The sequence below is a fragment of the Sulfitobacter sp. JL08 genome (assembly GCF_003352045.1).
GTDB lineage: Bacteria > Pseudomonadota > Alphaproteobacteria > Rhodobacterales > Rhodobacteraceae > JL08.
Window position 1 is genome coordinate 22460 of sequence record NZ_CP025815.1, and the last position, 12410, is coordinate 34869.

At 59.6% G+C, this 12410-nt stretch carries 9 protein-coding genes; 2 read left to right on the plus strand and 7 right to left on the minus strand.

Annotated elements, in window-relative coordinates; all coding sequences use genetic code 11:
• Positions 1 to 11: 11 nt before the first annotated feature.
• Genes C1J05_RS00100 through C1J05_RS00115 form a run of 4 tightly spaced genes read right to left on the minus strand, consistent with a single transcriptional unit; the run spans position 12 to position 6686 of the window.
• Positions 12 to 2054, minus strand: coding sequence for a glutamine amidotransferase (locus C1J05_RS00100; RefSeq protein WP_114868481.1), 2043 nt, complete (start codon positions 2052 to 2054; stop codon positions 12 to 14).
• On the minus strand, positions 2051 to 4810 hold the full coding sequence (locus tag C1J05_RS00105) for a DUF4159 domain-containing protein (protein ID WP_114868482.1): 2760 nt from the start codon (positions 4808 to 4810) through the stop codon (positions 2051 to 2053). Before C1J05_RS00105 ends, C1J05_RS00100 begins: the two co-directional genes overlap by 4 nt.
• Positions 4807 to 5682 carry a DUF58 domain-containing protein gene (locus tag C1J05_RS00110; protein ID WP_114868483.1) on the minus strand — a complete coding sequence of 292 codons (876 nt, stop codon included), beginning with the start codon at positions 5680 to 5682 and terminating at the stop codon, positions 4807 to 4809. Before C1J05_RS00110 ends, C1J05_RS00105 begins: the two co-directional genes overlap by 4 nt.
• On the minus strand, positions 5679 to 6686 hold the full coding sequence (locus tag C1J05_RS00115) for an AAA family ATPase (protein WP_114868484.1): 1008 nt from the start codon (positions 6684 to 6686) through the stop codon (positions 5679 to 5681). The genes C1J05_RS00110 and C1J05_RS00115 overlap by 4 nt, the downstream gene beginning before the upstream one ends.
• 70 nt (positions 6687 to 6756) lie before the next feature.
• Here C1J05_RS00115 and C1J05_RS00120 point away from each other — a divergent pair, with 70 nt between their 5' ends.
• The gene (locus tag C1J05_RS00120; RefSeq protein WP_114872006.1) at positions 6757 to 7335 is read left to right on the plus strand and encodes a DUF1285 domain-containing protein; all 579 of its coding nucleotides are present in this window, start codon (positions 6757 to 6759) and stop codon (positions 7333 to 7335) included.
• Here the strand turns inward: C1J05_RS00120 and C1J05_RS00125 are convergent.
• Positions 7332 to 8252, minus strand: a complete 921-nt coding sequence (locus C1J05_RS00125; protein WP_114868485.1) for a DMT family transporter — start codon at positions 8250 to 8252, stop codon at positions 7332 to 7334. The two genes, C1J05_RS00120 and C1J05_RS00125, sit on opposite strands and share 4 nt — an antisense overlap.
• A 172-nt stretch (positions 8253 to 8424) precedes the next feature.
• Between C1J05_RS00125 and C1J05_RS00130 the strand changes: the two genes are divergently transcribed.
• The gene (locus C1J05_RS00130; RefSeq protein ID WP_114868486.1) at positions 8425 to 9174 is read left to right on the plus strand and encodes a hydroxypyruvate isomerase family protein; all 750 of its coding nucleotides are present in this window, start codon (positions 8425 to 8427) and stop codon (positions 9172 to 9174) included.
• Between the two features lie 15 nt (positions 9175 to 9189).
• On the opposite strand, the gene polA is transcribed toward C1J05_RS00130, so the two are convergent.
• Both polA and C1J05_RS00140 read right to left on the minus strand, forming a co-directional pair.
• A complete protein-coding gene (polA, locus tag C1J05_RS00135) occupies positions 9190 to 11988 on the minus strand; it encodes a DNA polymerase I (RefSeq protein WP_114868487.1) in 2799 nt (932 codons plus the stop codon).
• A 143-nt stretch (positions 11989 to 12131) separates the two neighbouring features.
• Entirely contained in the window at positions 12132 to 12311 is a 180-nt protein-coding gene (locus C1J05_RS00140) for a zinc-finger domain-containing protein (protein ID WP_114868488.1), read from the minus strand.
• Between the last annotated feature and the right edge of the window lie 99 nt (positions 12312 to 12410).

Genomic DNA, 12410 nt, shown 5'->3' on the forward strand with positions numbered 1-12410 from the left:
GCCTTGCGTCCCTAGCGTCGGCCTTCACGCAACCACGCACCGATGATCAGGCCAGAGGCCAGAAGCAGCACCAGCCATGGTGGCAAAAGCGCGCTTTGGCGCACGTCGCGGGTTTCATATGCGCCGCGCGGCGTCAGCCCGATCCAGCCGCGTCCGGCGGCGGGGCGTCCTTCACGGACCGTACGCAGGCTGGGTATACCGTCTTCCAGACGCACAACACCGCCACGCAACGGCGCAATCAGCGGCGCCAGTATATCGCCGGTGGCAATGGTTTGTTCAAATTCGCGCGGCGCAGCGGGGCCAAGGCCAATCACCGTTTCGTGCGTATCATCACGCAGACGGTAAAGCCCGATCATCGGCCCGTCATACAAGGCCTCGAACCGGCCGGGGCCGGATTGTGAAAGCGTGATTTCAACATCAGGCCCTTGGGGCGGCGTGACAATGACCGGCGCTGCATCTTCCCCAAGTGTGCGCCGGATAATGCGCATGGTCTGGCCGGTCGCTTCTGCCCAAAGCGCGTCTTCTTCCAGTTCTGGTTCCTTCATCATCCAGTGCGCAAGACGGCGCAGCAGTTCAAGTTGCGGGCCACCGCCTTCGTATCCGCGCCCCCACAACCATGCGTGATCCGATGCCAGCAGCGCAACGCGCCCCTCACCGACCCGATCCAGCACCAATAGCGGGCGGTCATCAATCCCTGTCATGACCACATCGCCGGATTGCGGGGTCACTTCGATCTGGCGCAGCCAGCGCCCCCAATCGCCTTGATCCGGTAAATCCGTTGTCACCGGGTGACGCGTGCCCAGATCGGTGACAACCGGCGCAAAGCCTTCCTCCAGAACACGTGCGCTGGGTTCGGCGGGCAGGATACGGGCCAGCGGCGAGCGGTAGATACTGTCGGCACCGGCAAAATCCGGGCCAGCCGCAATCAGCACGGCACCGCCCTGTTCGACATAGTTGGCCACGTTGTCCAGATATATTGCTGGCAGGATGCCGCGCCGCTTGTACCGATCAAATATGATCAGGTCGAAATCATCGATTTTTTCCAGAAACAGCTCACGCGTCGGGAACGCGATCAAAGAAAGCTCTCCCACCGGGACGCCATCCTGTTTTTCCGGCGGTCTCAGAATCGTAAAGTGTACCAGATCGACAGAACTGTCCGATTTCAGCAGGTTGCGCCACGTCCGCCCCCCCGCGTGCGGTTCACCTGAAACAAGCAATACCCGCAACCGGTCGCGCACGCCGTTCATCTGGATCAGGGCGGTGTTGTTGCGATCTGTCAGTTCGCCTTCTGCCATCGGCACTGTGAATTGCAGCACGTTTCGCCCGCTGTGCGGCAGGGTGACGGGCAGATCAATATCCTGGCCGATTGGAATCTGGAACACCTGAGGGGTGTCGCCATCAACGGAAATTTCCAGCGGAGCCAGACGCGCGCCATCGGGTACCGCGCCTGAATCTTCGATCCGCAAAGTGAGTGTCACCGGTTCGCCGATGATTGCAAAAGCAGGTGCGTTGCGCACGATCAGGCGACGGTCCCAGTCGTCTTGCCGCCCCGTCAGCAAAAGATGCAGCGGGGCCGGCAAATCAGGTGCGCGCGCGGCGTCGTGAATTTGCCCATCGCTCAGCGCGACAATTCCCGCGATGCGCGCACGTGGCTGTTCGGCCAGCACCTCGGTCAGGGCAGCCATCAGGGCAGTGCCGCCATTTTCCTCGCTGTCGGGTACCGCAACACGGCGCAGTTCGGTGTTGTCCCGCGCAGCAACCGCGCGGGCCAGCGCGACCGACGCCTCGGCCGTTTGCGCGCGCCGGTCAGACAGAGCCTGACTGGCGCTCTGGTCTTCCAGCAGAACCACGATATCGGTCAGCGGCGCGCGATCCTCTTGCTGAAACGCGGGGCCGGACAAGGCCCCCAGCAGGACTAGCCCGGCAAGACCGCGCAAGGCCCAGCCCGACAGACCTCGCCAAACCGCAATACCGACGGCGACGGCGACAATTCCGGCGACAACGGCCAATACCGGCCAGGGGACCAGCGGATCGAAAATAACGGTTCCGGTCATTGGCCCAACCTGTCTAGCAACGCAGGCACATGCACCTGATCGGATTTGTAGTTTCCGGTCAGCACATGCATCACCAGATTGACACCAAAGCGATAGGCCAGTTCGCGCTGCCGTTCACCGGAAAACCCGCGCCCGATCGGAAAGGCCGCAACGCCACGATCATTCACGGCCCAGGCCGCCGCCCAGTCGTTGCCCCCAATCACCACCGGCGTCACCCCGTCATTCAAGTTGCGAAATGGCATGCCTTCGATCTGTTGCGCATCCGGTGGCGCGGCTTCGACCCAAACCTCGCGGCTGGTGTGACGGCCCGGAAAGTCCTGCAACAGATAAAAGGTGCGCGTCAGCACGTGATCCGACGGAAGCGGTTCAAGGGGCGGAATATCCAGTGGCCGCGCCAGGTCCTGCAACTTGCGTCCGTTCGGGCTTGCCGATCCGAAGCGGGCAATATCGGCATCTCTTGTATCGAACAGGATCATGCCACCGGAACGCAAATAGGCATTCAGCTTCACGTAGGCATCTGCCGAAGGTGTCGGTTGATCGGGGGTTATCGGCCAGTACAGGATCGGGAAAAACGCAAGCTCATCGGTTTCAAGATTGATACTGGTGGGATTGGCCGGTTCGACCGACGTGCGGAAAAACAACGTGTCTGACAGACCGACCAGTCCGGCGCGGGCGGTATCGTCCACTGCCCTGTTTCCGGTCAGGACATGGGCCAGCGCCAGTTCCGATGTTGCGGCAAGCGCAAAGTCATCATCCGATTGTGCATGTGCCTGATGCGCAAAACCGGGCAGAACGGCCAGCGCCAGCACAGCCGCCGTAGCGCGCGCGCCCCACAACCGGCCGCCCAACGCCAGGGACGCCAGAACATCCAGCAACAACAGCGCAATCGCACCACTCAGAAGCGCGCCGCCCAAAGGAACTTCTGCCTCGATCGTGAGGCCTGTCACCGGAATGCGTGCAGGCCAGCTGGCCGGTGTCAGATCTGTATCTGCGGTCACGACATTGCGGGCGATCCTGCGATCATCCGATGCGTAGACGCCGGGTTGCACATCAGGGCCAAGCGGCGTTTCGATCAGGTCTGTGCCGTCAACGCCCGGAAGGTTGCCTGCGTCAGGCAATGCCCCGAAGCCGTCCAGAACCTGAACCGGAGTCCAGACCGTTCCTTCCAGATCCTCTGCCTCTGGCAACCCGCCGGATGAAGACACGGCAAGCCGTTCAAGCATTTCCACAAACAGGCCGGACAAAGGCAGGGTAGACCATTCCGCATTCGCTGTGACATGAAACAGAACAACCTGACCATCGCCCACCGCCTTGCGCGTCACCAGTGGTGTGCCATCGCTTAAAGACGCGACAACCCGTTCCGCAAGGGTCGGATCGGGCTGTGCCATCACCTGCGCCGAAACCCGGACATCTGCAGGAATGTCGAGCCCGAAAAAAGGCGAGTTTTGTTTGAAAGGCGCAAGTTCCTTGGGTTCTCCCCAACTCATCGCGCCCCCGACAGTGCGGCCACCCGCGCGCAGACGCACCGGCATCAGTGGGTGTTCATCGCTGCGGCTGACATCGCTGGCGGCCAGCCGCGGGCCGGCGAACCGCAACAGCATCCCGCCAGTATCGACCCATGACAAAAGCGCCTCTTCCTCTGCCGATGACAGGGTGGCGATATCGGCCATCGCAATCACATCCGGATTGGCCGGAAGGATATCCATCAATGCCCCGTTCAAAAGATCGGCCGTCGGCGCCAGCGCCTGTTCCAGATAGTGCAAAGGCGAAAGCAGTTCCAATCCTTCACGATCTTCGCGCCCGGCGATCAGCGCCACTTCGCGTCGGCGCAGGCTGTCATCCGAAAGACTGACCGCACCCGCCGACCGTTGCCCCTGAATTTCAAATCGCGTCAGGCGGGCGCGCAATTCAGCCGGAAGGGACAGGGCGGTTTGTGCCTCACTCGCACCGGCGTCAAAGGTGGCAGGAACGCTTGCCAGAACCTGCGCGTTGCCCGCCGGATCAAGGCCATGCGCCAAAAGTGTGATCTCCCTCGTTTCCGAAGCAGCAGATCGCCGGGCGGTCAATTGCACTGCACCGTCTTCGAATGTTGCCGGGGTCATTGCTAGAATTGCGCTCGCGTTCTGAAAAACCTGTACCGGTCCGCGCGCTTCAAGGGCGCTCAGCATCGCGTCGCGTCCTTCGTATTCCAACCCGTCCGACACCCAGTAGGTTTCAAAAGAGGTGTCGCCAAGCGCATCAATGGCCTGTGCCACCAACACCGGGCCGGGTTGCCAGGGTGCCGGCAGAACGCCGGCCAGACGGGTTGACCAGACATCGGCAGATTGAAACACCGGTGGTTCCGGTTCTGTCAGACGCATGATCGCAACCGTACGGCCCGCGCGGCCCGCTTCGGACAATTCAGCTGTCACAAGGTCAATCTTTTCCCGCCACCGCGTGGCGCCCGCCCAGCTGCCATCCAGCACGATCAGCAACGGGCCGGTGCCCGCCCGATCCTGCGACGGGTTCAGAACCGGCCCCGCCAGCCCCAGGATCATCGCAGCAACCGCCAGCATGCGCAGCAAAAGCAGCCACCATGGCGTGCGGTCAGATACCGTTTCGTCGTCTTTCAGACCCAGCAAAAGCGCAACGCCGGGAAACCGCCGCCGGATCGGCGCCGGTGGAACCGCGCGCAGAATCAGCCAAAGAATGGGCAGGGCGATCAGCCCCAACAGCAACCAAGGTGCACTGAATCCAATGCCGCCCAAAACGGTCATATGCGGCCCCCGTCCAAGGCACGGTACAACCACAGCAATGCAGATTGCGCGCTGTCACTTGTATGGTGAACGCTGTATTGCCAGCCGGTCGATGCGCAAAGCGATTGCAGTTCGTCTTTGCGCGCGGCCAGACGATCTAGATAGCGTGCCTTCAATTCGTTTGCCTTGAGCGTTTCATGAACCAGAGTGCCACCGATGCTTTCGAAGATCGTTCGGCCCTGAAACGGGAAACTTTCTTCCGCCGGATCAAGCACATGCACCAATGCACCTTTGATGCCGCGATCTGCGGCCTTGGTCAGGGCCATTCTCGCCCCGGTGATGTCGCCCATGAAATCGGAAATGAACACAGCGCGCGCGTGCGGGATCATCGCGCGCGACTCCGGTGCGGCGTAATCCGCATCGGAATCCTGCGAAAACGCTTCGGCCAGACGCAGGATTTGCGGATTGCCCCGGCGCGGCGGAAGTGACGTACCTGTCAGCCCGACACGCTCACCGCCACGCACCAGAAGTATGGCAATCGCCAACCCCAAAAGCCGGGCCCTGTCGGCCTTTTGCGGCAAGTCCTTGGTTGAGGCAAACCGCATCGAAGCGCTTTGATCGACCCACAGCATGACGGATTGCGCAATCTGCCATTCGCGTTCACGCACAAACTGCATATCGCCCCGCGCAGAACGGCGGTGGTCGATCATACGGCGGCTGTCACCGGGCTGGGCGGGGCGGTATTGCCAGAAATCATCGCCCAGACCGGCTTTGCGCCGCCCGTGATCGCCCAACAGAACCGTGCCGGCAAGATGCTCGGCCCGCGCCAGCAAAGGCGGCAGGCGGGCCGATTGTTCCTCGGCCCGCTGGCGAAGGGAAACGGGCTGTGTCACGCAGCGGCCTTTGTCTGCGCGAGTGTTTCTGCAGTCGTTTCAATCAGATCGGTCAGGCTGTCACCGCGTGCGCGGGCTGCGAAATTCAGCGCCATACGATGCGACAGCACCGGGCGGGCCATATCAATCACGTCTTCCGCTGACGGGGCAAGCCGCCCTTGCAGCAGCGCGCGCGCGCGCACCGTCATCATCAGCGCTTGCGCTGCACGCGGGCCCGGACCCCAGGCCACCGTTTCACGCACTCGGTCTGAGACACCTGCTTCTTCAGGGCGGAAGGCACGTACCAGATCAAGGATCATATCAACCACGCTGTCGCCGACCGGCATACGCCGCAACAGGGTTTGTGCTGCCAGCAGTTCCCCTTCGCCGAACACCTGCGTCGATTGATCCTCGCTGGCGCCTGTCGTGGCCAGCAAAATATCGCGTTCTGTTTCCCGTGTGGGGTAATCGACATCGATCTGAACCAGAAACCGGTCCAGCTGCGCCTCGGGCAGGGGATAGGTGCCCTCCTGTTCAATCGGGTTTTGCGTTGCCAGAACATGGAACGGTGTGCCCAAAGGCCGGTCCTGACCGGCAACGGTAACGGTTTTTTCCTGCATGGCCTGCAACAGTGCCGATTGCGTGCGCGGGCTTGCACGGTTGATTTCGTCCGCCATCAGCAACTGGCAAAAGATCGGGCCGGGTACAAACCGGAATGTGCGTCCGCCATCGGCTTCGGTATCCAGAACTTCGGAACCCAGAATATCGGCCGGCATAAGATCAGGGGTAAATTGCACACGTTTGCCGTCCAGCCCCATGACCGTCGATAATGTTTCGACAAGCCGCGTTTTTCCCAGCCCCGGCAATCCGATCAACAGCCCATGACCACCACACAAAAGGGCGGTCAGGGTCAGGTCGACAACGCGCTCCTGACCAATAAACCGCCGCGTGATAGACGCTCTGGCCTTGGCCAGCTTTTCTTCCAGTGCTTCGATTTGTGGCTCCAGATCTGTTTGATCGGTCATGGCTATCTGTCTCCTGACGACTATATCGTTACGTAAGAGTGTATCGCGCGAAACGGAAATGGCAAAAGCAATGAGCGGACAAAAAACCGTGACCCCGACCGCCGAAGGCCTGATTGCATCGGTGAAAGCCACAAAAACACGCGGCTTGCCGCCTGTTCACCTGTGGAATCCGCCGTTTTGCGGGGATCTGGATATTCGCATCGCACGTGACGGCACGTGGTATTATCTGGGCACGCCGTTCACACGGCTGGAACTGGTCAAGCTCTTTTCATCGATTCTCAAGCTTGAGGACGGAAAATACTATCTGGTCACCCCCGTTGAAAAGGTCGGAATCACGGTGGACGATGCGCCGTTTGTTGCCATTGATTTCGAAGTTCAGGGTGAGGGCCGGGAACAGGTTTTGGCATTCGAAACCAAAACCGGCGATTTTGCCGAGGCCGGGCCGGACCACCCCATTCGCGTTACCCGTGATCCCGAAACGGGAGAGCCGTCTCCCTATATCATGATCCGAGCGGGGCTTGAGGCATTGATAGACCGGAAAAGCTTTTATCGCCTCGTTGATATCGGTGAACATCACGACGGCTGGTTCGGCCTTTGGTCGTCAGGCCAGTTTTTTCCAGTGATCCCATCAGCGGATTTGCCTGACTAGCGGCGCTGCGAAACGATCACGCCCAGCCCGACGATTGCGGCCCCGAATGCCTGCTGCCAACTCCACGTTGCGCTCAGAACTGTCATAATCACCATCACATAAAACGGTGCGATGTTGATATGTAGCGAGGTGACAGCAACGCCAAGCCGCGCGATAGCGGCGATAAAACAGACCTGAGACAGGGCCATTGCACCGATGGCATAGACGATCAGCAACGTGATCTGCCGCCCGTCAACAGGTGCGCGTGGCATAACATCGACCCCGGCAAGGGTCGTTCCCAAAAACAGAATAACGACAACAATGGCCGCCCCTGTAAAAGGCAGTGTCGTGCGCCCAAGGGCGGTTAGATTGGGCAGATCGCGCACGGTGCAAAAACTGGCCCACGCGAACAGAAAACACGATGCAACTGCTGCAAGCCCGCCCAACCCGAAATCTGTCGGGCTTTTGCCCCAAGTTGCGATAATCCCCCCTGTCACCGACGCTGCCATGCCGATCAGAAACAACCGGCTGGGGCGGCGTACACGGTAGAACAATTCAATCAGCGTTGCAGCGATAGGCATGGCAGAAGCAATCAGCGCAACGGTTACAGGATCGGTCAGAGATTGCGAAATCAGCAACAGCCATGTGCCAAAGCCAAAGCCGATCCCGCCTACCCAGATGCCGCGCCGCCAGGATGCATTGGCCAGAACATGCACCCCGTCGATCGCCAGCCAAAGTGGCAGCAGCAGAACCAGCACCATCAGCAATCGAGCTGCGATCAGGGCAAGAGGGGGCCACGTATCCAGCAGCAGTTCAGCCGCAGGAAATCCGGCGGCCCAAAACAGCATCGAAACCATACCCAACGCGTTGCCAGACAACAGGTTGGCGCGCAGGGCAGCGGCATCGGCCGAGCCAAGGGGCTCTGGTTGGAACGCCAACGAAGGTTTGCTTTCAAAAAGGTCAGTAATCTGTCCGGTATCTGGGCCGAACTCTGGCAGGCTGCCACCGCCGGATCAGCGTCGTCGCGTCCAAAATCGACATCGTGTCGCTTTCAACCTCTTTCAGGCGGACGTGAACCTGCGTTAAGCAGGATCAACCAAAGGAAATCCGATGCCCAAATTCGCAGCAAACCTGTCACTGCTGTTCACTGAACTGCCCTATCTCGACAGGTTTGCCGCTGCGGCGCTGGCGGGGTTTGAAGCCGTTGAAATCCTGTTTCCCTACGATGCCGCGGCCAAGGATACGCGGCGGGCGCTGCTGGCTAACGGGTTGGATCTTGTGCTGATCAATGCTCCGCCGCCCAATTACACCGGCGGCGAACGTGGCTTTGCCGCCATCCCTGCCGGTCAGGCACGGTTCCAGAACGATATCCGGCGTGTCCTGCGCTATGCTGGCGAACTAAAGCCTCAATTTATACACGTTATGGCCGGCGCCGCGCAGGGGGCCGATGCCCAAGCAACATTTGTGGAAAATCTGAAATGGGCCGCCGATGCCGCCCCGCATCAACATTTTACAATTGAACCCCTGAATCCGGTCGATCAACCCGGATACTTTCTGAACGATTACGATCTGGCGGCAGCGGTTCTAAAGGCCGTGGACCGGCCCAATGTCGGCCTGCAATATGACACATACCATGCCCAGATGATCACAGGCGATGCGCTGGCCATATGGCGCGCCTTCGGCCATCAGGCGGTGCACGTCCAGATTGGCAGTGCTCCGGGGCGTCATGAACCGGGTGCAGGCCCGATGGATTTCGATGTGATTTTCGAAACACTGGACCGAGACGGATATTCCGGCTGGGTCAGTGCCGAATATAATTCGACAGGTCCGACGCAATCCTGCCTTGGCTGGATGCAGTGAACGCGCCCTCAGCCCCTAGTGTGCTTCGGCCCAGTTCGCCCCGCGCCCCGCATCGACTGTCAGGGGAACATCCAGCTTCACCGCCGGATCACTGGCATTTTCCATAACATCGCGGGCCACACCGATTACGTCGTCTACGGCGTCCTCGTCCACTTCGAACAGCAATTCATCATGGACCTGCAACAGCATCGTTGCGGGCAGGTTCCTGATGGCGTCAGGCATCCGTATCATCGCCCGCCGGATCACATCCGCGGCCGTACCTTGAATGGGCGCGTTGATGGCGGCGCGCTGGGCAAACCCTGCCTGCGGACCTTTCGCATTGATCTCGGGTGTGTGAATTTTCCGGCCAAACAGAGTTTGCACATAACCATGTTCTTTCGCGAACGCCTTGGTTTCATCCATATAGGTCCGGATGCCGGGGAACCGTTCGAAATACCGGTCGATAAACCCTTGCGCCTCGGCGCGCGGGATGCGCAGGTTGCGCGCCAGACCAAAGCCTGAAATCCCGTAGATGACGCCAAAGTTGATCGCTTTGGCACGGCGCCGTACTTCGGGCGTCATATCTTCGATCGGAACATCAAACATTTCCGACGCGGTCATCGCGTGGATGTCCAGCCCGTCGGAAAATGCCTGTTTCAAAGCGGGAATATCGGCGATATGGGCCAGAATACGCAGTTCGATCTGGCTGTAATCAAGCGAGATCAGAACCTTGCCCTGATCGGCAACAAACGCCTCGCGGATACGCCGACCTTCTTCGGTACGCACCGGAATGTTTTGCAGGTTCGGATCGGTTGATGCCAGACGCCCGGTATTGGCCCCCGCGATGGAATAGGATGTGTGCACGCGCCCAGTTTCGGGATTGATATGATCCTGCAAGGCATCCGTGTAGGTCGATTTCAGCTTGCTCAATTGCCGCCAGTCCAGCACGCGGGCAGGCAGTTCATGTTCAGTCGCCAGATCCTCAAGAACATCCGCGCCGGTTGCATAGGCCCCTGTCTTGCCCTTTTTACCGCCTTCGATCCCCATTTCGTCAAACAGGATTTCGCCCAGCTGCTTGGGCGATCCCACGTTGAACGTCCTGCCGGCCATCTCGTGTATCTCGGCCTCAAGCCCCGCCATTTTCTGGGCAAAGGCGTTCGACATCCGGCTTAGCGTATCACGGTCAACCTTGATGCCCGACATTTCCATTTGCGCCAGAACCGGCACCAGCGGGCGTTCCAGTGTTTCGTACACTGTCGTCACCTGCTTGCGGTGCAGTTGTGGTTTGAAATGCTGCCAAAGCCTCAATGTGATGTCGGCATCCTCGGCGGCATAGCGCGTGGCCTCGTCAAGCGGCACCTTGTCAAAGGTGATCGCGGATTTGCCGGAACCCAGAAGCGGTTTGATCGGAATGGGCGTATGGCCCAGATACCGCTCTGACAACGTGTCCATACCATGATTGTGTTCGCCCGCGTGCAGTGCATAGGACATCAGCATCGTGTCATCAATCGGGGCCACATCGACGCCGTTGCGGGCAAAGATCTTGGCATCATATTTCATATTCTGCCCGATTTTCAGGATCGCAGGATCCTCCAGCATCGGTTTCAGGGCGTCTAGAACCTGATCCAGCCCCAATTGCCCTTCGGCCAGTTTGTCGGATCCGAACAGATCATCAGATGCGCTTTCCTTGTGGATCAGCGGAATATAGCAGGCCTCACCTGGTGTGACACTCAGCGATATTCCAACCAGATCGGCGCGCATCTCATTCAGGCCGGTGGTTTCGGTATCAACTGCGACCCAGCCGCATTCGTCTATCCGGTCCAGCCACAGCTTCAGGGCGTTCATATCGCGCACGCACTCGTATTTGTCCGCATCAAAGGGAACGGCTTCGCGCTGGGTCTGGGTTGTGTCGTTCACAATCTCCGGTATCTCGGGGGCTTCAACATCCAGTTTGGCCGCAATCCGTTTGGACAGCGTGCGAAACTCCATCTCGGCCAGAAATTCCAGCAGTTTTTTAGGGTCCGGATCCTTCACTTCCAGATCGTCCAGCCCGAAATCCAGCGCCACGTCACAATCCAGTTGTACCAGACTGCGCGACAATCTGATCTGCTCGGCATGATCAATCAGCGTCTGGCGCCGTTTGGGCTGCGGGATTTCTTCTGCTCGTTCCAGCAACGCGTCAAGATCACCGAATTCGTTGATCAACAGGGCGGCTGTCTTGATCCCGATGCCGGGCGCGCCGGGCACATTGTCAACGCTGTCTCCGGCCAGCGCCTGCACATCCACCACGCGGTCCGGTTTGACGCCGAACTTTTCGATCACACCGTCCACATCGATGGTCCGGTTTTTCATCGCATCCAGCATCTCGACGCCGTCACCGACCAGTTGCATCAGATCCTTGTCCGACGAAATGATGGTACAGCGCCCGCCCGCATCGCGGGCCTGACAGGCAAGCGTGGCGATAATGTCGTCGGCCTCGAACCCCTCCAGTTCCTTGCACGCGATGTTGAAAGCAATCGTTGCCTCGCGGGTCAGCGGAATTTGCGGGCGCAGGTCTTCCGGCATCGCCTCGCGGTTGGCCTTGTACTGGTCATAAAGATCATTGCGGAACGTGTGCGATCCCTTGTCAAAGATAACCGCCACATGCGTCGGTGCATCCGCGCCAGAGTTGCCGTCCACATAACGCTGCAACATGTTGCAAAAGCCGGAAACCGCCCCGATCGGCAGCCCGTCCGATTTGCGCGTCAGCGGCGGCAGCGCATGATAGGCCCTGAAAATGAACGCCGATCCATCAATCAGATGCAGATGGCATCCCTTTCCAAACGATCCCGACATCGTGCTCCCCTTCGGCTGCTTACTGTGCCAGTCTGGCACGTCTTGCAAGGCGCGGCCAGTTGTCGTGGCGCACCTGCCCGTGCTTCATCTTTTCCTAAATACTTATCTGGTCTGTCAACGCAGGCCGCCTTGGCTTCTGATGCTCAGACCTTGCCTTCAAAATCCTTGTGCACGTATTTGCAGTCGCAATACGGGCATTCGACCCAGCCGGTGTCTTCGGGAATCTGCAGCCAGACGCGCGGATGCCCAAGCGCCCCCTCGCCGCCGTCGCAGGCGATCCGATGGTTTTCGACAACCTTTGTTTCGGGGGCTTGAAGTGTCATTGGCTGTTGGTCCTTCTGGGTGTCACGGGGCCAGCATGTGGCTGACTGCTTTTATGATCCAAGCGCTGTTCAGGGGCAAGGGCTGCAATGGTCCACAAC